Origin of the sequence: Dietzia sp. Alg238-R159, from assembly GCF_900537145.1 — a bacterium.
Lineage (GTDB): Bacteria > Actinomycetota > Actinomycetes > Mycobacteriales > Mycobacteriaceae > Dietzia > Dietzia kunjamensis.
The window spans coordinates 190,756-214,652 of sequence record NZ_UNRI01000004.1 but is presented as its reverse complement, the minus strand read 5'-3'; the positions used below and the strand labels follow the sequence as shown (position 1 = coordinate 214,652).

The following is a 23,897-nucleotide window of genomic DNA, read 5'->3' as shown; positions in this document are numbered from 1 at the left end:
TCGCGTCGGGCTCGGGGCGGGCCACCGTAGGCCCACCGGTTCCGATTGTGCCCCAAAGCGTGACGCGCGACACCGTCGCCTGAGCCGACACACCGCCAAATGGGCGGTAGTCGTTTCCCCGGCGGGTGTGCGCGGGTAGTGTTCCTGGTCAGCGAAAGACCCGAGAAGTAGCACGACGGAGTAGAGGGAGGAACACCACGGTGGTCGCCGCGGCGAACCAGCAGGACGGAGCGGACCAGGTAGCTGGTCAGCTCGAACTGACGGAGGGCATGCTCGTTCAGGAGGTCGGATGGGATTCCGACTGTGACGAGTCGATCAGCGAGGCCGTCGAGGACGCCGTCGGATCAGAGCTGCTGGAGGAGGACACCGATGAGGTGGTCGACGCGGTACTGCTCTGGTGGAGGGACGGTGACGGCGACCTGGTCGACCGACTCATGGACGTCATGACCCCCCTGGCGGACGACGGCTCGGTGTGGGTCCTCACCCCCAAGACAGGGCTCGACGGGCATGTGGTGCCCGCAGTGATCGCGGAGTCCGCCCAGACCGCGGGGATGCTGCAGACGCGCACCGCCGCGCTCGGGGACTGGGCCGGAAGCCGGCTCGCCCTGCGGAAGAACAGCATGCCCCGCAAGTGATCGCGGCACCCCGGACCCCTCGTGCGCCCCGGGGTGGGGCGCTGTCCCGGGTGGGATAATCTGACCGCACCGGCGCGATCGACGCGTCGGTGCGCACGCGCGCGTAGCTCAGCGGTTAGAGCTCTGGTCTTACACACCAGCGGTCGGGGGTTCGATTCCCTCCGCGCGCACCGATGATGAAGACCGACCGATGACAACCGACCGCACCCGGTGCCGAGGGCTCGGCGTAGGTGGTCAGGTCCGGAGGCGGTCCGCTCGGCGGAAAGCCCTGCGCTGCTCGGCGTCGTTGCGGTCGCCGTAGCGGGCCCGCATCGCGCGTTCACGGGCGGACGCCTCGTCGAGCTCGGTGGCTCCCCGGCCGCCGCCGTCTGAGCCGCCGCCCGACGAGTCACCGTTCGCGGGATCGCCGCCGCCGTCGCGGCCGAGGTCATCGGTGTCGCCTCCCCGGGCGTCGACCCCCGCGGTGGGCGTGGTGCCGTCATCCGGCGTCCCCGCCCCCTGATCGGCGTCGGCGTCGGCGGCCGCGACCTCGGCGTCGCGCCGCCGGGCCCGGATCTCCGCCCAGGCGAAGTAGATGAGCGCGGCCGGGGCGAGCACGCCGAAGGCCAGCCACTGCAGTCCGTAGGACAGGTACGGGCCGTTCTCGATGCCGGGGATCGGGGCGGGGGAGAGCGATCCTGGCTGGCCCCCGGCCAGCTGCAGGTAGCCCTCCGACACGAGGTCGTGCCCGAGGGTGTCGCCGATGACGACCGGGTCCACCACGCGCACCGCGGGCAGTCCGGCCATCGGGACGGGCTCGGCCTCGCCCGGCTCGGTGACCCGCAACCGGGCGGTGATCTCGACCTCGCCGGCGGGGGCGGCGGGATAGTCCGGGACCGCGTTGTTCTCCCCGACGAGCACGTATCCGCGGTTGACCAGCATGTCCGCGCCGTCCACGGGGTCGAACACCGTGAGAACCTGGTAGACCAGCTCGCCGTCCACCGACCGGAGTCGCAGCAGCGCCTCGGAGTCCGGTCGCCACTCCCCGGTGAGGGTGACCAGGCGCCATTCGCGCTCGGCGTAGGCCTGCGGGCCGTCCACCACCTGCGCCAGCGGCGCGGGCTCGGCCTCGACGGATTCGGCCAGCCGGGCGTTGCGGGCGTCGAGATCGTTGCTCTTGCCCAGCTGCCACGGGGCGAGCAGCGCGAAGCACGCCCAGGCGAACAGGGCCGCGGCGAGGACGCCGATCACCCATCCCGGGGTCAGGAAACGCCGCAGTATCCGCATGCTCCCAGGGTATCCGTCCCGGCGCGGCGGGTCCCGTGGCAGGTGTGCCCGCTACCCCGTGAGCTCGCGCACCTCGGCGACCAGCCCGGGCAGGGCCGCGGTGATCTGCAGGCGGGTGCGGGTGAAGCCGCTGTCGTCTCCGTAGTAGGGGTCGGCCACGTCGGTGCCGTCTGCGCCGTGCTCGTGTGCACGGGGGTCGTAGGACCGCAGCAGCCGGATGCGGCCCGGGTCGACACCCGCCCGACGCAGGTGGTCGCGGTGGCCGGTGTCGAGGGCCACCACCAGGTCGGCGTCGTGGTCGCCGGGGGACAGCTGCGAGGCCACGTGCCCGGTGTCGTAGCCGTGGGCTGCGAGTTCGGCGGCGGCGCGCGCGTCCATGCCGTTGCCGACGTGCCAGTCGCCGGTGCCGACGCTGGAGACGGTCACCCGGTCGCCGAGTCCGGCGTCGTGGAACGCCCGGCGGGCAATGACCTCGGCCATGGGGGAGCGGCAGATGTTCCCGGTGCAGACGAACACCACCCGCACCCGCGACTCACCACCCACGGATGATCTCCTCCAGCGCCGCGGTGTCGACGGCCGACCAGTGGGCGCGGTCCCACTCGTCGGGCCGCCCGTAGCCCCAGCGCACGATCGCGGTCGGGACGCCGTATCGGGCGGCGCCCTCGATGTCGTGTTCGCGGTCGCCGATCATGAGTGCCTGCCCGGTCCCGCCGCCGTCGACGGGCGTCGGGTCGATCCCCATCGCCGAGAGGGAGTGCGCGATGACGTCGGCCTTGGCCATCCGGCCGACGGAGATGTCCGCCCCACCGATGAACTCGAAGGGGGCGGCCAGGTCGAAGTGCCCGAGGATCCGGCGCGCGGCGACCTCGTCCTTGCTCGTGGCGACCGCCATCCGGTAGCCGTCCACGGCGAGCCGGTCGAGCAGCGCGTCCATCCCCGTGAAGACGGCGTTCTCCAGCCACCCCACCTCGTCGTAGCGCTCGCGGTAGGCCGCCACCGCCCGGTCCAGGTCGGACCCGGCGAGGCCGAGCGAGGTCAACGTGTCGACCATGGGCGGGCCGGCGATGGAACGGATGTCGCGGTCGGAGTCCCAGCGCGCGCCCACCACGCCGAGCGCGTGGTGGAGGGACTTGGCGATGCCGTCGAGGGAGTCGGTGATGGTGCCGTCGAGGTCCACGAGGAGGATCGGGCGGTCGGTCATGCCGCCATCCTCCCAGAGTCCGCCGGGCGGGTTCCCCCGCCGGTCCGGGGCCGCGCGCCGTTCGTGGTCGTCCTACGCTTCCGGGAATGAGCGAGATACCCGGAGAGCGTCCCGACCAGGCGTCGTGGGCGGCGCTGCGACACCACGGTGACGCCGAGCTGGTCCCCGGCGCCCTGGACTTCGCCGTCAACGTGCGCGGATCGGGGCCGCCGGGGTGGCTCCGCGACAGGTTGGCGGCCCGCCTCGCCGACCTGGGGGGATACCCCGGGGGCGACGACGACGAGGCCGCCGTCTCCGCCGTGGCCGCCCGTCACGGGGTCGGACGTGACCGCGTCCTGCTGCTGGGCGGGGCCTCGGAGGGGTTCCACCTACTCGCCGCCCACGCGGCCCGGAACCTGCTGCGAGCGGCGGTGGTGCACCCGTCCTTCACCGAACCGGAGCTCGAACTGCGACGGGCCGGCGTGCCGGTGGAGCGGGTCCTCCTGCCGGTTCCGTTCGACCTCGACCCCGGCCTCGTCCCCGAGGAGGCGGACCTCGTCGTCGTCGGCAATCCCACCAACCCCACCTCGGTGGCGCACCCCCGGTCCACCGTGGCGGCGCTGTGCCGGCCCGGACGGGTGACGGTCGTCGACGAGGCGTTCTGCGACATCCTCGCGGACGAGGCGGCCCACACCCTGGCCGGTGCCGACCTGCCGGGCCTCGTGGTGCTGCGGTCGCTGACCAAGACGTGGGCGCTGGCCGGCCTGCGCGTGGGGTACGCCGTCGGGGACCCGTCGGTGTTGGCCGATCTCGCCGCGCGCCGTCCGCACTGGCCCCTGGGCACTCTCCAACTGGAGGCCATCCGGGCGTGCGTCGGTCCGGCGGCCGATCCGGAACTCGAGGCCGCGCGGGCGCAGGTCGTCTCCGATCGGGACACCATGGTCCGCGCCCTCGACGCCGCCGGGATCGAGGTGGTGGTGCCCCCGTCCGCACCGTTCGTCCTGGTCCGCACTCCGGCTGGGATCGACCCGGTCGCGTTCCGGACCGGGCTCGTGCGCCGGGGGATCGTCACCCGCCGCTGCGACACGTTCCCCGGCCTCGACGCCACCTACCTGCGACTGGCGGTGCGGCCGGGCACGATGGTGGACGAACTCGTCGGAGCCTGGCTCGGACAGGTCGCGGGACGGACAGGTCCCGCTGCGGCGGGTGAACAGGAAGGGGAGTGACCATGACCACCGGCAGGCCCACCCTGGCCGACGTCATCGACCTGTTGGAGCACGCCTACCCGCCGCGGCTGGCCGAGTCGTGGGACCGCGTGGGGCTGGTCGCCGGGGACCCGGCGGCCGAGGTCGGACGGGTCGTCGTGGCGGTGGACGCCACCGACGCCGTGGTCGACCACGCGCTCGCCGAGGGCGCCGACCTGCTGCTGGTCCACCACCCGCCGCTCATGCGCGGCGTGCACTCCGTGGCCGCCGACACCCCCAAGGGCCGGCTGCTGCACAAGCTCATCGCCGGCGGGTGCGCGCTGTACTCCGCGCACACCAACGCCGACTCCGCACGGCCCGGCGTCAACGATGCCCTCGCCGACGTGCTCGGCCTGGTCCCCGGCCGCCCCCTGGCCCCCACCGGTGACGGCACCGTCGACCGGTGGGTGGTGACCGTGCCCGACGACGACCTCGACGACCTGCTGAACGCGGTGTTCGCCGCCGGGGCCGGACGGATGAGCGGCTACACCGAGTGCTCGTTCTCCGTCCAGGGCACCGGGCGGTTCCGTCCCGGCGTCGGCACCGACCCGACGATCGGCACCGTCGGCGAGCCCGAGCGGGTCTCCGAGACGCGGGTGGAGTTCGTGGCGCCGCCCGAGCTGCGGTCCGCGGTGCGGCGAGCCGTCCTGGCCGGGCACCCCTACGAGGTGCCCGCCATGGACGTGTTCGTCAACCACGCCGGACCCGGGCCGGGGCCCGAGGACACCGGGCTCGGGCGGATCTGCGAACTCGACGCACCGATGACGCTTGCGCAGTTCACCGAGCTCGTGGCCGAGCGTCTGCCCACCACCGAGTGGGGGGTCCGCGCCGCGGGCGACCCCGACGCCGAGATCAGGCGCGTCGCGCTGTGTGGCGGATCCGGCGACTCACTGTTGGGTGCGGCCCGCGCGGCGGGCGCCGACGTCTACCTCACCGGGGACCTGCGCCATCACGTTGTGGACGAGCACCTTCGCTCGGGCGGACCCTTGCTCGTCGACGCCGCGCACTGGGCGCTGGAGTTCCCGTGGTGCGCCCAGGCCGCGGCCCTGCTCGAGGAGGGGGCGGACCTCACCGCGACGGTGTGCGATCAACGGACGGACCCCTGGACGGTGGCCGCCGGGGGAGGGCGCGTGCAGCGGTAGTCTTGGCACCCATGAAGGCCGATCCCCACGACCAGCGTCGACTCGTCGACATCGCCGACCTCGACCTGCGCCTGGCGAGTCTCGAGCACCGGCGGTCGCAGCTACCCGAGCAGACGACCCTGGACGAGCTGGAGGCCGAGCGGCGGGCCGCCACCGAGTCCGTCGCCCGTGCCCGGATCCACCTGGAGGATCTCGACCGCGCACTCGCCAAGCTGCGGTCCGATCTGGAGGCCGTGCGCCGGCGCCGGGCGGCCGACTCCGATCTGCTGGCCAAGGGCGGCCTGTCCGAGCGGCAGGCCACCGAACTGGACTACGAGCTGCGTTCGCTGGCCCGCCGCCAGGAGGCCCTCGAGGGCGAGCTGGGTGAGCTGGGCGAACGTCACGAGGCCATGGAGGCCGACGTCCGCCACTCCGGGGCGATCGTCACCGACCTGGACGCGCGGATCGGGATGGCCGTGACGCTGCGCGACACCGCCCTCGCCGAGCTCGAGGACGCGGTCACCGAGACGATGGCCGAACGGGCCCGGGAGGCGGAGACCGTCGCCGCCGACCTCCTCGATCACTACACCCGTAGCGCCGCGGAGGCGGGCCGAGGGGCGGCGATCCTCAACGGAGGCCGCTGCTCGGCCTGCGCCATGGACCTGGACCGGAGTACCGTCTCGGCGTTCCGCTCCGCCCCCGCGGACGAGGTCCTGAACTGCCCCGAGTGCGGCGTGATCGTGGTCCGCACCGACAACTCGTGAGCGGCGGGCCGGGTTCCACCGGCGGGCCGGGCTGGACCGGCGCCACCGGGCGCCCCACCCGGATCGTCCTGGCCCGCCACGGCCAGACCCCGCTGTCGGTGGACCGGCGCTATTCCGGTCAGGGCGACCCCGAGCTCACCGAGTTGGGCGTCACCCAGGCCGAGCGCACCGCCGCCCGGCTCGCGGCACTGCCGGATCTCGCCGCGGTGGTCTCCTCCCCGCTGCGCCGGTGCCTGGGTACCGCCGAGCGGGCCGCCGACGCCACCGGCGTGCCCCTGGTGGTGGACGAGGACCTCATCGAGACCGACTTCGGGGGGTGGGAGGGGCTCACCTTCCGGGAGGCCGCCGAGCAGGATCCAGACCTCCACTCGCAATGGCTGAGCGACACCGCCACCGCGCCCCCGGGCGGCGAGAGCTTCGCCGTGGTGCGGGCGCGCGTCGAGCGGGGACTGCGGCGCATCGTCGCCGACCGCCCCGGCGGCGTGGTCGCCGTCGTCAGCCACGTCACCCCTATCAAACTGGCGATCCGGGCGGGCCTGGGCGCCGGTGACGAGCTGCTGTTCCGGCTGCACCTGGACCTCGCCTCCGTCTCCGACGTGCGTTTCTACTCCGACGGGCCGACCTCGGTGCACCTGGTCAACGACACCTCCCACCTCGTCTGAGCCCGCACCCCGACCGGCCCGCGCGGGCGACTAGACTCCCTGGGGCGAACGAGTCGGCCGGACGGCCGCGGACAGGGGAACCGGCGCTATCGGTGGCCAGGCCCCGGCCCGAGGAAAGTCCGGACTCCACAGAGCAGGGCGGTTGCTAACGGCAACCCGGGGTGACCCGCGGGACAGTGCCACAGAAAACAGACCGCCGCGCCTGCGGGCGCGGTAAGGGTGAAACGGTGCGGTAAGAGCGCACCAGCGCCCCGGGTGACCGGGGCGGCTAGGTAAACCCCGCCCGGAGCAAGGTCGAAGGTCGCACCGCTCGCGGTGCGGCTGCGCGGATGGCGTGCAGCGATGCACGGGAGGGCTGCTCGCCCGAGTCCGCGGGTGGACCGCTCGAGGTACCCGGTGACGGAGTGCCCAGATGGATGGTCGTCGCCCTCCGCCCGCGGAGGGCACAGGATCCGGCTTACAGGCCGGCTCGTTCGCCCCGTTCCCGGCAGGCGGTGCTGCGGCGCGCGGTGGCGGGCCCGGACCCGGATAGTAGGGTCCGAGGTGACAAGCCCGTCCCGTCGAACCGAGGAGGCCCACCGTGTCGGACGAACAATGGTACTACGACATCGCCACAGGTCAGGCGCAGCAAGGCAAGGTGACCAACTGGGACAACCGGATGGGCCCCTATGCCACGCGCGGCGAGGCCGAGGCGGCGCTGGCCAAGGCGAAGGCCCGCAACGAGGCCTGGGACGCCCAGGACGACTAGTACGAGCCCGGGAGGTCGAGCCGGGCTGTCCTACTTCTTCCCGCCCTTCTTCTTGCCGCTCTTCTTCTTGTCCTTCTTCTTCCGGCGCCGCCGTGCCGCACGCCGTGACTCGGACAGTTCGCGATAGGCGGCCGTGACCGCCGCGGCGTCGCTCTCGAACCCCTCGAGGGTGCGCTCGGAGAACGCCCGCTCGTGCTCGAAGAGCACGCCGAGGCCGAACGTCGACTCACCGGCGAACTCGGCCCGCCGCGCGATGCGCCGGATCCACTGCCGGGTGGTGACGCTGTCCTGGACCTCCCCGAGCACCGTGTGCAGCCGGTCGCAGGCCGTACGCAGCGGGGCCACCGTGAGGTCCTCCGTGTTCGGAACCGCACTGACGTTGCGGCGCAGTGCCTTGGCGCGCTTGCGCACGACGTGGGTGAGTTCCTCCCGCTGGGCCAGCGTCAGATCGAGGGAGTCCAGGTCGCGCTCGGTGCGAGTGCGGACCTTGGTGAACTTGGAGAACTGCCGGTCCACCCCGCGCAGCAGTGTCTCCTCGGCCTCGCGCCGCTTCCTACCGCCCTCCGACGGAGCACCGCCCTTCGACGGAGCACCGCCCTTCGACGGCGTGCCGCCCTGCCCCGCGGCAGGGCCGGTGCCGGCGACGCGGATCAGCTCGTGAAGTCGGTCGACCACGTCGAGGTACCGGTCGGAGAGCAGAGCCGCGGTGACCCGTTCGCCTGCGCGCTGCTCCTCGAAGTCCAACTCGGTGCGCAGGAGATGCCGGGTCCGTGCGGTCACCACGTCCTCGGGGTAGTCGGCTGCCAGCGCCCCGAGTCGCTGGTCGACCACCTGGATGTCCCGGGCCTTGCCCAGCACCGCGGCGAGCTCCTTGAGCTCGGCGAGGAGCGCGGCCGGGTCGATGTCGGTGCCGGCGGTCTCCGCCCCGAGCTCGTCGGCGTACGAGCTGATGGTGCTCCGCAGGCCACGGACCGCGACGCGCATCTGGTGGACGCCCACCACGGTGACGCGCCGGGCCGCCGGATCGTGGTCGAGGAGTTGCTGCAGGTCCTGGACAAGGGCGTCGCGCACGGGGGAGACGCCGCGCTCGTAGAGGTCGGGGAGGGGGCCGATGGTGCGGGCGAGTTTGGACGACGACGACGAGGCGTGAGCCCCGGCGTCCGCGCAGGCGGCAGCGACGGTCGCGAGGAGATCGTGTGCATCGGGTCGCGCCGGATCGACCAGTTCGGTCTCCCATTCCCGCCATCCCGCCGTTGATCCGCCGGCGACGAACGACTCGGTGGAGACCCGGTCGTCGCAGAACTCGATCACCGCGGCCCCGTCGGGGTCCCGCAGTGTGAGGACCTGCCGGCGGTTGTCGATGCGGGCGACGGGCTCGAGGGGCCGACGGCGGACCAGCCCGGCGACGGCCGTGACGAGCTCCGCGGGGACGACGTCGTCACGGGGGTCGCCGTCGCCGAGCGGGGCCTGCAGTTCGACGCGTCCCGCCCGGTCGGGGAGTTTGAGGTGCCAACCCTCGTCGTCCCCGCCGGTGCGGCGCCGGAGTGTGACCTTGTGCCGGGTGAGCGAGAGGTCGGCGGTGTCGTAGTAGGTGGCGGAGAGCTGGTGCTCCACCGGGACGTCCGCGACGAGAGGCGCCAGGGCGTCGACCGTGGGCAGCGGGGTGTGCTCGTCGACCTCGAACTTGCTCTCGACCTCGACAGTCTCGTTGATCGTCATGGTCCGGTTGTATCAGTAAAGGATGAACACCGGCAGTGAGCGCCGCCCCTTCCGGACTTACCGGCGGGTAAGGTCAGTGGCTACGGTCACACGTTCGTCGTAAGGGAGAGACTGTGGATCAGCCGAAAATCGTCGACGTCCTGGTGGTGGGGGCGGGGTTCTCCGGGCTCGGTGCCGCCATCCGGCTCGCGCAGGAGGGCTTCGACGACCTCGTCGTCCTCGAACGCGGCGCCGACGTCGGCGGGACGTGGCGCGACAACAGCTATCCGGGCGCGGCGTGCGACGTCCCGTCCCACCTGTACTCGTACTCCTTCGCCCTCAACCCCGACTGGTCACGGGCCTTCTCGCCGCAGGGCGAGATCTACGACTACATCCGGAAGGTCACGCACGAGGCCGGCGTGCGCGAGAAGATCCGCTTCGGCGTCGACGTCACCTCGGTGGACTACGACGAGTCCCGCGGCCGGTGGACGGTGCGCACCAGCGAGGAGGAGTACGACGCCCGCGTGGTGGTGCTGGGCGTCGGGGCACTGTGCGAGCCCAGGCTCCCGGAGATCGACGGCGTCGGCGACTTCGCCGGGCCCGTCTTCCACACCGCCCGCTGGGACCACTCGGTGACGCTGGCCGACAAGCGAGTCGCGGTGATCGGCACGGGCGCCTCGGCGATCCAGGTGGTGCCGTCCATCGCCCCGACCGTGGCGCACCTCGACGTCTACCAGCGCACCGCGCCCTGGGTCCTGCCCCGGATGGACCGGCAGTACCCCCGGTTCGAGCGGTCGCTGTACCGCCGGGTGCCCGGGTTGCAGCGCGCGGTGCGGGCGCTGCAGTACGCCAGCCGCGAGTTCCAGGTGGTGGGCCTGACCCGCACCCGCGCGGCGCTGGCGCCCATCAAGGCTCTCGGACGCGCGCACCTGGCGATGCAGGTGCGCGACCGTGCCCTGCGCGCGCGGCTCACCCCGCACTTCGAGATCGGGTGCAAGCGCATCCTGCTGTCCAACACCTGGTACCCGGCACTGACCCGGGACAACGTCGACGTGGTCACCGAGCCGATCACCCGCGTCACCGAGGGCGGGATCGTCACCGGTGACGGGACCGAGCACCCCGCCGACGTCCTGGTGGTGGCCACCGGCTTCCACGTCACCGATTCACCGTTCTTCGAGCGCGTCCGCGGAACGGACGGGCGCACCCTGGCGGACAAGTGGCAGAGCGAGGGGATGGAGGCCTACAAGGGGACCACGGTCGCCGGCTACCCCAACCTGTTCGTCCTGGTGGGCCCCGCGACCGGACTCGGGCACTCGTCGATGATCTACATGATCGAGTCCCAGCTCAACTACCTCGTGGACGCGCTGCGCACCATGCGGGACCGCGGCCTGCAGACCGTCGAGGTGCGTGCGGCCGTCCAGCACGCGTACAACCGCGAACTGCGCGACAGCACCGGCGAGACCGTGTGGGTGACCGGCTGTAGGAGCTGGTACCTCGACGACAAGGGCAACGCGCCGGCCGTGTGGCCGGACTACACCTTCACTTTCCGTAACCAGACCCGGGAGTTCGACCTGAGCGCCTACCGGCGGACCGCGGCCGACGCCACGGCCGCGACGCGTACCGGGCAGGAGGCCCTCCGGTGAGCGCCCCGATCAGCAGACTGTTCGGCGCCGTCGGGTCACTGGCCCGCCGCCCCCGCTGGCGGATGGACGGCAAGGTCGTCGTCGTCACCGGCGCCGGCTCGGGGATCGGGCGCGAACTGGCGCGCGAGGCCGCGCGGCGCGGCGCCCGGTTGGCACTGAGCGACATCGACGCAGACGGACTGGCCCGGACCGTCGAACTCGCGCGCGGTGACGGCGCCACCGACGTGCACTCGCAGCGTCTCGACGTCACAGAACAGGCGATGGTCGCCGAGTACGCGGGGGCGGTCGCCGAGCACTTCGGCGTGGTCCACCTCGTCGTCAACAACGCCGGCATCGCGTTCACCGGGGCGGTCGAGCAGTCCGGCTACAAGGACATCGCCCGCGTGATGGACGTCGACTACTGGGGCGTCGTGCACGGCACCAAGGAGTTCCTCCCGCACCTCATCGCCTCCGGCGACGGCCACCTGGTCAACATCTCCAGCATCTTCGCGTTCCTGTCCGTGCCCACCCAGAACGCCTACAACGCGGCCAAGGCGGCGGTCCAGCAGTTCACCGAGTCCCTGCGGATGGAGATGATGGCGGCCGGGCACCCCGTCGACGTCACCTGCGTCCACCCGGGCGGGATCAAGACCGCCGTCGCCCGGAGCGCCGGCGCGGCCGAGGGGCTGGACAGCGCGAACTTCGCCGCGATCTTCGACGCGAAATTCGCGCGCACCGAGGCGTCGACGGCCGCGCGGGTGATCCTCGACGGCGTCGAGCGACGTAGGGCGCGCGTGCTGGTGGGGGTCGACGCCCACCTGCTCGACGCCCTGGTCCGACTGTTCCCGACCGGCTACCAGAAGGGCACGGTCGCGATGACGCGCCGCTTCGGGGTGGTCTGAGCCGGGAGCGCGCCCGGCCCGGGCGCCTCAGGGCCGGAAGCGGTCCGTGGCCTCCAGCAGGTGGTGCGTCGTGCCGGGTTCGGCCATCGCGTGCCCCGCGTCGGGGACGATGTGCAGCTCCGAACCCGGCCACGCCGCGTGCAGTTCCCACGCGCTGGCGACCGGGCACACCACGTCGTAGCGGCCGTGGACGATCACGGCGGGCAGGTGGGCGATCCGGTCCATGCGGTCCAGGATCGCCCGGCCCCGCAGGAACGCGTCGTGGACGAAGTAGTGGTTCTCGATCCGGGCAAAGGCCAGGGCGAAGCGATCGGGGTCGCCGCCGGTGCCGGCGGGTCGGGGGAGCAGGGTCGAGGTGGACGTCTCCCACGTGGTCCACGCGCGGGCCGCCTCGAGTTCGACCTGCGGATCCCCGCAGTGCAGGAGCCGGTGGTAGGTCGCGACGTGGTCGTAGCCCGGCTGATGGACGGCGTCGGGGCCGTCCGCGGCGAGCAACGGCGCGAGGTAGCCCTCCCACACGTCCGGGAACAGGTGCGCGGCCCCACCGCGATAGAACCAGTCGATCTCGCTCGGGCGGCACAGGAAGACGCCGCGCAGGATCAGACCGCGGACCCTGGAGGGATGCTCCTGGGCGTACGCCAACGCCAGGGTGGAGCCCCACGAGCCGCCGAAGACCAGCCACTCCTCGACCCCGAGGTGCTCCCGCAGGCGCTCGAGATCGTCGACCAGGTGCCAGGTGGTGTTGACCGTCAGGTCCGCGCCGTCGGCGACGTGCGGGGTGCTCCGCCCGCACCCCCGCTGGTCGAGAAGGATGATCCGGTAGGCCGCCGGGTCGAACATGCGTCGGTGCTCGGGCGTCGTCCCGCCACCGGGTCCACCGTGGACGAACAGGACGGGGGCGCCGTCCGGGTTGCCGGAGCACTCCCAGTACACGTGCTGCCCGTCGCCCACGTCGAGCATCCCGCTGTCGTGGGGCTCGATCGCCGGGTACGGGGCACGGCGGGCGGCGCCGCGCCGGGGGTCGGTCGTCGGTGCCACCACGGTCAGAAGGAGTGCTCGGCGCCGGGGAAGGCCCGCGAGCGGACCTCGGTTCCGTACTCGCGGGCGGCGTCACGCAGCGTGTCGGCCAGCTCGGCGTACCGCTTGACGAACTTCGCGGTGCGGCCCGTGCTGTGCCCGGCCATGTCCTGCCAGACCAGCACCTGGGCGTCGCACCCGTTGCCGGCCCCGATGCCCACGGTGGAGATCTCCAGTTCGGCGGTCACCTCCCGCGCCAGGTCGGCGGGCACCATCTCCATCACCACGGAGAACGCCCCGGCCTCCTGGACGGCGCGGGCGTCGGCGCGCAGCTGATCCGCCGCGTCGCCGCGACCCTGGACCCGGAACCCGCCCAGCCCGTTGACCGACTGCGGCGTGAAGCCGATGTGCGCCATCACGGGGATCCCGGCGTCGACGATCGCCTTGATCTGCGGGACCATCCGCACGCCGCCCTCGAGCTTGACGGCCTGGGCGCCGCCCTCCTTCATCATGCGGGTGGCCGCGGCCACGGCCTGCGTCGGCGAGGCCTCGTAGCTGCCGAACACCAGATCCGCCACGACCAGCGCCTTCGGGGCGCCGCGGGTGACGGCCCGCACCAGCGGGATCATCTCGTCCTCGGTCACCGGGACCGTCGTGTCGTAGCCGTAGACCACGTTGGCGGCCGAGTCACCGACGAGCAGCACCGGGATCCCGGCCTCCTGGAACAACCGCGCGGAGACGAAGTCGTAGGCGGTGAGCATCGGCCACGGCTCGCCGGCGGCCTTGAGCTCGGCGAGGTGGTGCAGACGGGTGACCCGGGTCAGGCCCTGCGGCCCGTCGCCCTTCGGCGTCTGGTCCGGTGCGCCGCCGGCGCCGTAGACCGGGGAGTCGGGGGTGTCGCTCATGGGAGTGTGGCCTTCCTTCGGTGACCTCGAGGCCGGCTGGAGCGCCGGTACCCGGGTGGACAGGGGGCGGTGACGTGCGCGGCGGGATCCGTGCGCTGTCGCGGACGAGTCTGCCACGACCGGCACGGAGGGGTCCGGTGGGCGTCGAGGCGGGCGGATGTCACACGCTCGTAACACGACAGGCACTAGGTTGGACCGCATGAACCGCCAGCAGGAGTACGTTCTCAGGACCTTGGAAGAGCGCGACATCCGGTTCGTCCGGCTCTGGTTCACCGACGTCCTCGGCACCCTCAAGTCGGTCGCCGTGGCGCCGGCCGAACTCGAGGGCGCCTTCGGGGAGGGGATCGGCTTCGACGGCTCCGCCATCGAGGGCTTCTCCCGGGTGTCGGAGGCGGACACCGTCGCCAAGCCCGACCCGTCGACCTTCCAGGTGCTCCCGTGGGCCCATGCCGACGGCAAGCAGCACTCCGCGCGCATCTTCTGCGACATCTTCAACCCGGACGGCAGCCCCAGCTGGGCGGACCCGCGGCACGTCCTGCGCCGCCAGCTCAGCAAGGCCGCCGACCTCGGGTTCTCGTGCTATGTCCACCCCGAGATCGAGTTCTTCCTGTTCAAGGACCTGGACACGGACGGCGCGGAGCCGGTGCCCACCGACAACGGTGGCTACTTCGACCAGGCCGTGCACGACTCCGCCCCGCACTTCCGGCGCCACGCGATCGAGGCGCTCGAGGCGATGGGCATCTCGGTGGAGTTCTCCCACCACGAGGGCGCCCCGGGCCAGCAGGAGATCGACCTCCGCTACGCCGACGCCCTGAGCATGGCGGACAACATCATGACGTTCCGCTACGTGGTCAAGGAAGTGGCCATGAACAACGGGGTGTGGGCGTCGTTCATGCCCAAGCCCCTGCGTGACCACCCGGGCTCGGCCATGCACACCCACATGAGCCTGTTCGAGGGCGACGCCAACGCGTTCCACGACCCGGACGACGAGTACCAGCTGTCCGATACCGCGAAGTCGTTCGTCGCGGGCATCCTCACCCACGCGCCCGAGTTCTCGGCGGTGACCAACCAGTGGGTCAACTCCTACAAGCGACTCATCGGCGGAGGCGAGGCCCCCACCGCGGCCACCTGGGGCCGGGCCAACCGGTCGGCGCTCGTCCGCGTGCCCATGTACACGCCCAACAAGGCGTCCTCGCGCCGCATCGAGGTGCGTAGCCCGGACTCGGCCTGCAACCCCTACCTGGCCTACGCGGTGATGTTCGCCGCCGGGATCAAGGGCGTCCAGGAGGGGTACGAACTGCCGCCGGAGTCCGAGGACGACGTGTGGACCATGAGCCGGCGCGAGCGGCGGGCGATGGGATACACCGACCTCCCCGGCAGCCTCGAGCAGGCGCTGGACGCCATGGAGGAGTCCGAGCTCGTCGCCGAGGCGCTGGGCGAGCACGTCTTCGAGTTCTTCCTGCGCAACAAGCGGCGCGAGTGGCGCGAGTACCGCAACGACGTGACCCCGTACGAGCTGCGGCACTACCTCAACTTGTGACCGGGGGCGGCATCGTGAGCAGGGACTCCTCGCGCCCTCGGTTACCGAGCCCGGGCCGCCTCGGGCTGCTCGACGACCGGGCCGCGGACTGGCTCGACTACCTGGGGTGGACCGACGACGACGCGGTCCCGGTGCTGTGGTCGCTGTCCCGGGCTCCGGACCCCGACCTCGCCCTGGGAGCCCTGGTGCGGCTCCACGAATCACTCACCGCCGAGTCCCACGATGAGGGCCCCTCCGCGCGCGCCGGGGCCGACACCGGGGTCGCGGCATTGGACGCCGCCCTACGGTCCGATTCGCGGCTCCGGGCGAGGCTGCTGGGGCTGCTCGGATCCTCGAGCGCGCTGGGCGACCACCTCGTCGCCGAGCCCACCCGGTGGGCGCTGCTGCGCGGAGGACTGCCGACGTTCGAGGACGTTCTGGCCGACATGCTCGGGGCGGTCGAGGCCGTGCCCGAACAGGCGGTGGAGGGCGCGCCGCCGCCGTCCCAGAGGGAGGACCTGCGCAGCGTCGGGACGTATCGCGCCGGGGTCACCGGCGGCGCCGCCGTCAGCGTGCTGCGCTCGACGTACCGCGACCACGTGGCGCTGCTCGCCGCGCACGACGTGGCCGGGTCGGTCGACGACGACGAGCCCGTCCTGCCGTTCACCGAGGTGGGCCGGCGCCTGTCCGACCTCGCGGACGCGGCATTGACGGCCGCTCTCGCGGTCGCGGTGGCCACCGTCCACCCGGACTCGCCGATGCCGGCGCGGTTGGGCGTGGTGGCCATGGGCAAGGGCGGGGCGCGCGAGCTCAACTACATCTCGGACGTCGACGTCATCTTCGTGGCCGAGCCGGCCGACGCCAGGACCGGCCGCGTGGCCGGGGAGTTGATGCGCATCGGGTCCATGGCCTTCTTCGAGGTCGACGCGGCGCTGCGCCCGGAGGGCAAGTCGGGCGAACTGGTGCGCACCCTCGACTCCCACACGGCCTACTACAAGCGGTGGGCCAAGACGTGGGAGTTCCAGGCCCAGCTCAAGGCGCGCCCCATGACCGGCGACCTGGCTCTGGCGGTGGAGTATCACGACACCGTCCACCCGATGGTGTGGACCGCCGCCGAGCGGGACGACTTCGTGCACGACGTGCAGGCGATGCGCCGACGCGTGGAGGAGAACGTTCCCGAGGCGCTGCGCGAGCGTGAACTCAAGCTCGGGCGCGGCGGTCTCCGCGATGTCGAGTTCGCCGTGCAGCTGCTGCAGATGGTCCACGGCCGCACCGACGAGGACCTCCGCGTCACCAGCACCGTCGAGGCGCTCGGCGCGCTGCGCGACGGCGGGTACATCGCCCGCGAGGACGGCGCGGAACTACTCGCCGCCTACGAGTTCCTCCGCCTGCTCGAGCACCGCCTGCAGCTGCAGCGCTACAAGCGCACCCACCTGCTACCGGAGGACGACGACGAGGAGGCCTACCGCTGGTTGGCCCGCGCGGCGCACATCCGGCCGGACGGGCCCAACGACGCCGCCCAGGTGCTGCGGCAGAGTCTGCGCGAGCTGCGCCGCCGGGTCCGCCGCCTGCACTCCAAGCTGTTCTACCGCCCGTTGCTGGACTCGATCGCCTCGTACGACGCCGAGGCCCTGTCGCTCAGCACGGAGGCGATGGAGCGTCAGCTGGCCGCCCTCGGCTTCGCGGCGCCCCGCAACGCGTTGGGTCACCTGCGGGCGTTGGCGGGACAGAGCAGTCGCCGTGGCCGTATCCAGGCGCTGCTGCTGCCCACGTTCATGGAGTGGCTCGCGGACACCGCGGACCCGGACGCGGGGTTGCTGGCCTACCGGCGGTTGTGCGAGGAGAACGAGGAGATCACCTGGTTCCTGCGCACGCTGCGGGACGACAGCATCGTGGCCCGCCGCCTCGTGCGGGTGCTGGGGACCTCGGCGTTCGTCGCGGGCCTGCTCATGCGCAACCCCGAGGTGATCCCCGACCTCACCGACGGCGCGCAGGGCCCGGTGCTCGTGGCCTCCAAGGTCTCCGACATCGCCTCCGCGCTCACCGCCTCCGCCGCCCGGCACCCCACGCCCGAGCGGGTCATCGCCACGGCGCGGTCGCTGCGCCGCGCCGAGCTGGCCCGGATCGGGGCCGCCGACGTCCTGCAGATGATCTCCGTACCCGATGTCGGGCGGCGACTGTCGGCCGTGTGGCGGGCGGTGCTCGAGGCGTCCCTGGCCGCCGTGGTCCGCGACATGATGCCCGAGGGCGGTGCGGCGCCGGCTCGCCTCGCCTACATCGGGATGGGGCGGCTCGGCGGGGACGAGCTGTCCTACAGCAGCGACGCGGACGTGATGATCGTGTGCGACCCGGTCGAGGGCGCCAAGGAGGAGGAGGCGGTCAGGTGGGCCACGCAGGTGGCCGAGCGGGTGGGCAAGTTGCTGGCCTCGCCGTCGTCGGATCCCCCGCTGGACCTGGACGCCGACCTACGCCCGGAGGGCCGCAACGGCCCACTCGTGCGCACCCTGGCCTCCTACCGTGCCTACTACGCCAAGTGGGCCGAGACGTGGGAGTTGCAGGCGCTGCTGCGGGCCTCGTTCGCCGCCGGGGACCGCGAGCTCGGGCTGGATTTCCTCCACATGATCGACGAGTTCCGTTACCCGGAGCAGGGCGTGCCCCCGAAGGTCGTGCAGCAGATCCGCCGGATGAAGGCGCGGATCGACTCGGAGCGCCTGCCGCGTGGCGCGGATCCGGCCACCCACACCAAACTCGGCCGCGGTGGCCTGGCCGACGTGGAGTGGAGCGCCCAGTTGTTGACGATGCAGCACGCCGCCAGGGTGCCCGGGCTGCACACGACGTCGACCCTCGAGGCACTCGACGCCGCCGCCTCGGCCGAGTTGCTGCCGGAGTCCGAGCGCGATGCGCTGGTCGACTCGTGGCTCATGGCCGCCCACGCCCGCAACGCGTTGGTCCTGGCGCGCGGCAAGGCGGTCGACCAACTGCCGGGTCAGGGCTCGATCCTGGCGGCGGTGGCGATGATCTGCACCGGTTCGGCCGACGGCGCGGGGTTCCTCAACGAGTACCTGCGCGTGACCCGTCTCGGTCGCAAGGCGGTCGACCACGTGTTCTGGGGCGAGGACTGACGCCGGCCCCGGGGGTGAGCCGGGTCCGGGACCAGGGTCGTCCCTGATGCGGCGGGGGCTCCCACGCCGATAACCTGGGTCCATGCCTGTGACCATGAACCTCACCCTCACCCTCGACGGCGTGACCTACGGCGAGCTGTACGAGTTCGTCGACGCCGTCCGCGCCGCCGGGGTGCCGGCCGACGAGCGGGTCCGCTGCCTCGGTTCCGACGACAAGGGCGACCGCTTCGAGGTGGACCTCGGCCCGGACCGCCGTCGGGCGGGATCGGCCCGTGCGGCCTCCGGCGCGCTGGTGGGCCACCCGGTGGAAGGTCCCGCCGCGCCCGGGGCTGCGTCGTCGTCCTCACCGACCGTGGCGTCGGTCGCCGAGACGGTGCGCTCGATGGTGCGTAACGGCGACGACCTGGACCGCGTGATCGCCGCGCTGGGGGACCTGCGCAAGTTCCTGCGTTGAGCCCTCGCCGCCCGGTCGCCCGGGCCGTCGCCGTCCTCGCCGCGCTCGTCGCCGGCGCGGGTGTGGCGCTACACCACTCCCGCTCGGAGATCCCGGCCGTACCGGTGCTCGCGAGCTTCGCGGTCGCCGCCTGGGCGTTCTCCCTGGTGGCCCTGATCGCGGCACTGCGTGCGCGGTCGGTGCTGCTCGGGATCATCGCCGTCGTGTTGGTGGGTGCCGGGGTGGTCCAGTACGGGCCCCTCGTGGCACCGCCACGCCAGATCGACGACGACGAGGGCATCCCGATGCGGGTGATGGTGCAGAACCTCGAGTTCGGCCGAGCCGCCCCCCACGACGTGGTCCGGGCCGTCCGCACCGGCGGGGTCGATCTGCTCATGACCGTGGAGACGACCCCGGAGGCGGCGGACGCGCTGCGCACGGCGGGTCTCACGGGGCTGCTGCCGCACGAGGCCGCCTCGACCGCTCCCACGACGCAGGGGGTCGCGGTGTGGTCGCGGTTCCCGCTCTCCCCGCCCGAGCGGGTCCCGGGCTTCAGCCTCGGGCTGGTACGCACCGAGATGGCGGGGCCGGGCGGCCCGGTGACGGTGGTGGCCGCGCACCCGGTCGCCCCGGTGTTCGACGCCCCCGCCGCCGTGGAGGAGGCCGATCGCCTGCGCTGGTACCTCGGCAGCCTTCCCGGACCCGCGCCGGTGGTGGTGGGCGGGGATTTCAACGCCACCTGGGATCACGTACGGTTCCGTGACCTGAGGGGCCTCGGGTACACCGACTCCGTCTCCGGCGGGAGTGACGGCTGGGTGCCCACCTGGCCGGCGGGTCGACGGATCCCCCCGCTCATCGGGATCGACCACGTGCTGGCCCGCGGAGCGGTCGCGGTGGGGGACACGGACACCGTGGAGGTGGCCAGGACGGACCATCGCGGCGTGGTCGCGACGGTGCTTCTGCCCGCGCCGCGGGCGCGGTGACCTAGCATGCGCACCATGAGTTCACGCATCCGCCTGATCGCCAGCGGCGTCACCTCGGCCGCGGCGGTGGCCCTCCTCGCGGGGTGCGGCGGGGCGACGGTGGACGGTCAGGCCCCGGAGGTGTCCTCGGACCCGGCCGCGTCGGCCGCCTCGTCGTCGCCGTTCGCCGAGGAGCGGCCGGAGAAACCCACCGGTCCCGTTCCGCCCCCTCCGCCGCAGTCACCGGCTCCGGAGCCGATGCCGGGGGAGCCCGAGCCACTGCCTCCGCCCGAGGACGCGCCCGCACCCGCTCCGGAACCCGCTCCCGCGGAGACTGCGCCACCGGCTCCGGGTGCGGGGGACTTCGTCGCCCTGCTCGAGCGGCGGGGTGTCGTCCTGCCCGAGGGCGTGGACCCGGTCGCCACCGCCACCGAGGCCTGCGGCCGCTTCGACGGCGGGCAGCAGATGGACGAGGTCTCCGGATGGCTGGGTGAGCGGGCCCGCCTCGACGCGGACGGCCAGGGTTTCTTCCTCGGCGCCGCGGTGGGGACCTACTGCCCGGAGAACTTCCCCAAGCTCGGCTGAGGCACGCCCGGCCGGGTCACGCCCGGCGGGGGAGTGCTCGGCGGGGGAGTGCTCGGCGGGGGAGTGCTCTGCCGTGTCACGCCCCGCGCGGCCGGGTCACATCCGGCCGTACCGGGCCCGCCCGATCGAGTAGAGGCCGTACAGGGCGATCCCCGCGCCAGTGAGCACCAGCAGAACCTGACCGAAAGGTTGCTCGCCGACCGCCCGCAGGGCGGCGTCCAGCCCGCCGGCCTTCTCCGGATCCGCGGTCACGACGGCCGCGATCACCAGGCCCCCGAGGATCGCCAAGGCGATGCCCTTGGCGACATACCCCACCCGGCCCGTGATGATCATGGCCCGGCCGACCTCCCCGGACCCGGTGCGTTCGAGGTCCTCGACGAACTTCGTGGTGGCCCCCTTGTAGACGTGGTAGCCGCCCACCGCGAGGATGGCGAGCCCGGCGACGACCAGGGCGACCTTCCCCACCCCGGAGCCGAGCAGCCCGGCCGTGGCGCCGGAGGCGGTCGCGGAATCGGATCCCCCGCCCCCGGAGGCGAACCGCGCGGTGGTCAGTCCCAGCACCACGTACACGGCCGCCTTGGCCGCCGCCTTGATCCGGTCAGAGGTCTCCTCGGAGCCGAGGAACAGCTCGGTGATCTGCCACAGACCCAGCGCGAGGAAGCCCACGGCGCCGACCCACAGCATGACCTGACCGCCCGGTGCGCTCGCGATCTCCGCCAGCGCACCCGAGTTGGATGCCTCGCCACCGCCCGACCCGAGAGCGATCCGGACGGCGATCCAGCCGATGAGCAGATGGAGCACGCCGTTCATGACGTATCCGGCGCGGGCCAGCCACTCGAGCGCGGGATGGTCGGCGGCGGAGCGCGCGGCGCCGGAGACGGTGTCGGAACGTATCGGGGAGTTCATGGGTGAACTCTCCCACGTCGCCGCGGATTCACCACTCGAACCCGGTCACCACTCGATCTCGCCGAGCACCTCGTTGCGACGGCGCAGTTCCGCCAGCCGCAGCTCGGCCGCGCGGTGCTCCTCCATCCGCATCCGCGCCTGTTCGGCCAGCGCGTCGGCCTCGACCTCGGCGAGCAGGAGCTGGAGTCGGTCCTTCTGCTCACGGAGCGTCTCCACCGAGGTGTCCATGGCGATGAGCTTGCGGGAACCGGCCACGGCGTGGAGGAAGGGGTTGCGCTCGAGGATCAGGCGCGCCTCTTCGGGGGCCAGCACCCTCGACAGTTTGAGCAGGACCGGATAGCCCTGCCCCTGCCGGTCGGTCTCGGGGTCGTGTCCGGGATCCAGTGCTGCGGCGACGACCTTGAGCGGCCGGGCCCGGGGCGAGGAACTCCGGAAGTCGAACTCGTCGGTGTCCATGTGGTCCGGCTCCTTCCCGGCGTCCTGCCCGGCAGTGGCTGCTTACCTGCCACCACCGTAGGCGTCCCGGCCGGGACGGCCGGGCGGTTCAGGGTTTTTGCGGTCCGGAGGGGCTCAGCAGCTGTAGCGGGGTGTGCGGGACGACCGCGTCCCGGCGGCGTGCCCGCCTCGCGCCGATACACTCGAGCCGTGACTACCGGTAATGAAGGCGCAACCGACCTCGACTACCTGCTCCGCCAGATGGCAGAGGGCATCGAGCAGGCTCCCGTGAACTTCCCGATCACCCTGGTGATCAACGGGAACACCTGGGAAGGGAACCTCACCACCGAGGGTGAGTTCATGCGGATCCAGGCGGCCACCTTCGACGCGCTGACGGGTGATGAGAAGTCCGAGGAGGTGGCTGATGCCCAGGCCAGTGCATTCCGGCAGATCGGCATCACCAAGTACGAGGAGGCTCTGGACGGGGAGGACAGGGTGGCCTCGTTCATCCACGTCACGGACGCCTGGCAGCGAGGAGCGAAGGGGCCGATCCCGGTCATGCGCGTCCGGATCTCGTCGGTGGACGCGTGGACCTTCGGCCACGCGAGTAGCTAGAAAGGCGCCGCCCGCCCGGCCATCGAGATGATGACCGCGCGGGCGGCGCCCGGCACTACTACCGAAGTCGATGCCAGCCCCGGCCTGCGCGGAGGCAGGTCAGGGCGGGCATGAGGGTCAGCAGTCGTAGTAGAGCTCGAACTCGTGCGGGTGCGGACGGAGGTTCACCGGGGCGATCTCCTTCTCGCGCTTGTACGAGATCCAGTTCTCGATGAGGTCCTCGGTGAACACGCCACCCTCGGTGAGGTACTCGTGGTCCTGCTCGAGACGGTCGATGACGGCGGGCAGCGAGGTGGGCGCCTGCGGGATGTCGGCGGCCTCCTCCGGCGGGAGCTCGTAGAGGTCCTTGTCGACCGGGGCCATCGGCTCGATCTTGTTCTTCACACCGTCGATGCCGGCCATCATCATCGCGGCGAACGCGAAGTACGGGTTGCCGGACGAGTCGGGGCAGCGGAACTCGATGCGCTTGGCCTTGGGGTTGTTGCCGGTGATCGGGATCCGGACACACGCCGAGCGGTTGCGCTGCGAGTACACAAGGTTGATCGGGGCCTCGTAGCCCGGGACGAGCCGGTGGTACGAGTTGATCGTGGGGTTGGTGAACGCCAGCAGCGACGGCGCGTGGTGCAGGATGCCGCCGATGTAGTAGCGGGCGATGTCGGACAGCCCCGCGTAGCCGGACTCGTCGTGGAACAGCGGCTTGCCGTCCTTCCACAGCGACTGGTGGGCGTGCATGCCCGAGCCGTTATCGCCGAAGAGGGGCTTGGGCATGAACGTGGCCGACTTGCCGTTCTTCCAGGCGGTGTTCTTGACGATGTACTTGAACAGCTGGACGTCGTCCGCGGCGTGCAGCAGGGTGTTGAACTTGTAGTTGATCTCCTGCTGGGCGCCGGCCACCTCGTGGTGCAGACGCTCGAGCTCGAAACCGGCGTTGGTGAGATTGGTCGACATCTCGTCGCGCAGGTCGACGAAGTGGTCGTACGGGGCGACCGGGAAGTACCCGCCCTTCTCGCGGACCTTGTAGCCGAGGTTGGCCGAACCGTCGGCCTCCTGGGAGGCACCGGTGTTCCAGTGGCCGGCGCTGGAGTCGACCTCGTAGAAGCCGTGGTTCGTGCCGGAGCCGTAGCGGACGGAGTCGAAGACGAAGAACTCGGCCTCGGCCCCGAAGAAGCACGTGTCAGCGATGCCGGTGGAGAGCAGGTACTCCTCGGCCTTGCGGGCGACGTTGCGCGGGTCGCGGCTGTAGGCCTCACGGGTGAAGGGGTCGTGGACGAAGCAGCTGATGTTGAGCGTCTTGGCCCTGCGGAAGGGGTCGAGACGGGCCGTCGCGACATCCGGCAGGAGCATCATGTCGGACTCGTGGATCGACTGGAACCCCCGGATGGAGGAGCCGTCGAAGGCCAGGCCGTCCTCGAACATGTCCTCGTCGAACGCCGCTGCGGCGATCGTGAAGTGCTGCTCGTTACCCGGCAGGTCGGTGAACCGGATGTCGACGTACTCGACGCCCTCGTCCTTGACGTACTTGATGACCTCGTCCGGCGTGGAGAATGCCACGATTC

General features: G+C 72.1%; 22 protein-coding genes, 1 tRNA gene, 1 other RNA gene and 1 pseudogene. 16 read left to right on the top strand and 9 right to left on the bottom strand.

Annotated features, from left to right (window positions below):
- Window positions 1–200: 200 nt before the first annotated feature.
- Together G6R20_RS12070 and G6R20_RS12065 are read left to right on the top strand one after the other, a co-directional pair.
- On the top strand, window positions 201–635 hold the full coding sequence (locus G6R20_RS12070) for a DUF3052 domain-containing protein (RefSeq protein ID WP_096905691.1): 435 nt from the start codon (window positions 201–203) through the stop codon (window positions 633–635).
- 97 nt (window positions 636–732) lie between these two features.
- Window positions 733–805, top strand: a tRNA-Val gene (locus G6R20_RS12065).
- Between the two features lie 64 nt (window positions 806–869).
- On the opposite strand, the gene G6R20_RS12060 is transcribed toward G6R20_RS12065, so the two are convergent.
- From G6R20_RS12060 to G6R20_RS12050, 3 genes are read right to left on the bottom strand one after another with little or no spacing between them, the layout of a single operon-like run.
- On the bottom strand, window positions 870–1,901 hold the full coding sequence (locus tag G6R20_RS12060) for an SURF1 family cytochrome oxidase biogenesis protein (RefSeq protein ID WP_163376533.1): 1,032 nt from the start codon (window positions 1,899–1,901) through the stop codon (window positions 870–872).
- Between the two features lie 51 nt (window positions 1,902–1,952).
- Window positions 1,953–2,444, bottom strand: coding sequence for a low molecular weight protein-tyrosine-phosphatase (locus tag G6R20_RS12055; RefSeq protein ID WP_268817100.1), 492 nt, complete (start codon window positions 2,442–2,444; stop codon window positions 1,953–1,955).
- A complete protein-coding gene (locus G6R20_RS12050; protein ID WP_163376532.1) occupies window positions 2,434–3,102 on the bottom strand; it encodes an HAD hydrolase-like protein in 669 nt (222 codons plus the stop codon). The genes G6R20_RS12055 and G6R20_RS12050 overlap by 11 nt, the downstream gene beginning before the upstream one ends.
- Before the next feature lie 86 nt (window positions 3,103–3,188).
- Between G6R20_RS12050 and cobC the strand changes: the two genes are divergently transcribed.
- The 6 genes and pseudogenes from cobC to G6R20_RS12020 all read left to right on the top strand — a co-directional run bounded on the left by cobC (window position 3,189) and on the right by G6R20_RS12020 (window position 7,620).
- On the top strand, window positions 3,189–4,307 hold the full coding sequence (gene cobC / locus G6R20_RS12045; protein WP_163376531.1) for an Rv2231c family pyridoxal phosphate-dependent protein CobC: 1,119 nt from the start codon (window positions 3,189–3,191) through the stop codon (window positions 4,305–4,307).
- 2 nt (window positions 4,308–4,309) lie between these two features.
- Window positions 4,310–5,467 carry a Nif3-like dinuclear metal center hexameric protein gene (locus tag G6R20_RS12040; protein ID WP_096905686.1) on the top strand — a complete coding sequence of 386 codons (1,158 nt, stop codon included), beginning with the start codon at window positions 4,310–4,312 and terminating at the stop codon, window positions 5,465–5,467.
- A gap of 11 nt (window positions 5,468–5,478) precedes the next feature.
- Window positions 5,479–6,210, top strand: a complete 732-nt coding sequence (locus tag G6R20_RS12035) for a C4-type zinc ribbon domain-containing protein (protein ID WP_163376530.1) — start codon at window positions 5,479–5,481, stop codon at window positions 6,208–6,210.
- A 26-nt stretch (window positions 6,211–6,236) separates the two neighbouring features.
- Window positions 6,237–6,872: pseudogene (locus tag G6R20_RS12030) on the top strand (histidine phosphatase family protein); the annotation flags it as partial.
- A 49-nt stretch (window positions 6,873–6,921) separates the two neighbouring features.
- Window positions 6,922–7,348: RNase P RNA component class A (rnpB, locus tag G6R20_RS12025), an RNA gene on the top strand.
- A gap of 104 nt (window positions 7,349–7,452) precedes the next feature.
- On the top strand, window positions 7,453–7,620 hold the full coding sequence (locus G6R20_RS12020) for an SPOR domain-containing protein (protein ID WP_132061872.1): 168 nt from the start codon (window positions 7,453–7,455) through the stop codon (window positions 7,618–7,620).
- A 30-nt stretch (window positions 7,621–7,650) separates the two neighbouring features.
- Here G6R20_RS12020 and G6R20_RS12015 read toward each other — a convergent pair whose 3' ends face one another.
- The gene (locus G6R20_RS12015; protein WP_163376528.1) at window positions 7,651–9,339 is read right to left on the bottom strand and encodes a CYTH and CHAD domain-containing protein; all 1,689 of its coding nucleotides are present in this window, start codon (window positions 9,337–9,339) and stop codon (window positions 7,651–7,653) included.
- Window positions 9,340–9,452: 113 nt separating this feature from the next.
- On the opposite strand from G6R20_RS12015, the gene G6R20_RS12010 reads away from it, so the two are divergent.
- On the top strand, window positions 9,453–10,961 hold the full coding sequence (locus G6R20_RS12010; protein WP_163376527.1) for an NAD(P)/FAD-dependent oxidoreductase: 1,509 nt from the start codon (window positions 9,453–9,455) through the stop codon (window positions 10,959–10,961).
- A 62-nt stretch (window positions 10,962–11,023) separates the two neighbouring features.
- Window positions 11,024–11,842 (top strand): SDR family NAD(P)-dependent oxidoreductase, encoded by an 819-nt coding sequence (locus tag G6R20_RS12005; RefSeq protein ID WP_067714319.1) that lies wholly within the window; start codon window positions 11,024–11,026, stop codon window positions 11,840–11,842.
- A 27-nt stretch (window positions 11,843–11,869) separates the two neighbouring features.
- On the opposite strand, the gene pip is transcribed toward G6R20_RS12005, so the two are convergent.
- Together pip and panB are read right to left on the bottom strand one after the other, a co-directional pair.
- Entirely contained in the window at window positions 11,870–12,802 is a 933-nt protein-coding gene (gene pip, locus G6R20_RS12000; protein WP_067714316.1) for a prolyl aminopeptidase, read from the bottom strand.
- 83 nt (window positions 12,803–12,885) lie between these two features.
- Window positions 12,886–13,764: a 3-methyl-2-oxobutanoate hydroxymethyltransferase gene (gene panB, locus G6R20_RS11995; protein WP_067714199.1), complete on the bottom strand. Its 879-nt coding sequence runs from the start codon at window positions 13,762–13,764 to the stop codon at window positions 12,886–12,888.
- A 199-nt stretch (window positions 13,765–13,963) separates the two neighbouring features.
- On the opposite strand from panB, the gene glnA (G6R20_RS11990) reads away from it, so the two are divergent.
- The 5 genes from glnA (G6R20_RS11990) to G6R20_RS11970 all read left to right on the top strand — a co-directional run bounded on the left by glnA (G6R20_RS11990) (window position 13,964) and on the right by G6R20_RS11970 (window position 20,385).
- Window positions 13,964–15,304, top strand: a complete 1,341-nt coding sequence (gene glnA, locus G6R20_RS11990; RefSeq protein ID WP_067714196.1) for a type I glutamate--ammonia ligase — start codon at window positions 13,964–13,966, stop codon at window positions 15,302–15,304.
- Between the two features lie 11 nt (window positions 15,305–15,315).
- A complete protein-coding gene (locus G6R20_RS11985) occupies window positions 15,316–18,405 on the top strand; it encodes a bifunctional [glutamine synthetase] adenylyltransferase/[glutamine synthetase]-adenylyl-L-tyrosine phosphorylase (protein WP_067714313.1) in 3,090 nt (1,029 codons plus the stop codon).
- Window positions 18,406–18,487: 82 nt separating this feature from the next.
- Complete coding sequence (locus G6R20_RS11980) at window positions 18,488–18,859, top strand: hypothetical protein (RefSeq protein ID WP_240341431.1); 372 nt, start codon at window positions 18,488–18,490, stop codon at window positions 18,857–18,859.
- Entirely contained in the window at window positions 18,856–19,821 is a 966-nt protein-coding gene (locus tag G6R20_RS11975) for an endonuclease/exonuclease/phosphatase family protein (RefSeq protein WP_096905679.1), read from the top strand. The genes G6R20_RS11980 and G6R20_RS11975 overlap by 4 nt, the downstream gene beginning before the upstream one ends.
- 15 nt (window positions 19,822–19,836) lie before the next feature.
- The gene (locus tag G6R20_RS11970; protein ID WP_163376526.1) at window positions 19,837–20,385 is read left to right on the top strand and encodes a DUF732 domain-containing protein; all 549 of its coding nucleotides are present in this window, start codon (window positions 19,837–19,839) and stop codon (window positions 20,383–20,385) included.
- Window positions 20,386–20,481: 96 nt separating this feature from the next.
- On the opposite strand, the gene G6R20_RS11965 is transcribed toward G6R20_RS11970, so the two are convergent.
- Window positions 20,482–21,291, bottom strand: a complete 810-nt coding sequence (locus G6R20_RS11965) for a DUF1206 domain-containing protein (protein ID WP_163376525.1) — start codon at window positions 21,289–21,291, stop codon at window positions 20,482–20,484.
- Between the two features lie 45 nt (window positions 21,292–21,336).
- On the bottom strand, window positions 21,337–21,747 hold the full coding sequence (locus tag G6R20_RS11960) for a hypothetical protein (RefSeq protein ID WP_163376524.1): 411 nt from the start codon (window positions 21,745–21,747) through the stop codon (window positions 21,337–21,339).
- A 189-nt stretch (window positions 21,748–21,936) separates the two neighbouring features.
- Here G6R20_RS11960 and G6R20_RS11955 point away from each other — a divergent pair, with 189 nt between their 5' ends.
- Window positions 21,937–22,341, top strand: a complete 405-nt coding sequence (locus G6R20_RS11955; protein ID WP_163376523.1) for a hypothetical protein — start codon at window positions 21,937–21,939, stop codon at window positions 22,339–22,341.
- A 117-nt stretch (window positions 22,342–22,458) separates the two neighbouring features.
- Here the strand turns inward: G6R20_RS11955 and glnA (G6R20_RS11950) are convergent, their stop codons facing one another.
- The gene (glnA, locus tag G6R20_RS11950) at window positions 22,459–23,892 is read right to left on the bottom strand and encodes a type I glutamate--ammonia ligase (RefSeq protein ID WP_067714185.1); all 1,434 of its coding nucleotides are present in this window, start codon (window positions 23,890–23,892) and stop codon (window positions 22,459–22,461) included.
- Window positions 23,893–23,897 lie beyond the last annotated feature (5 nt).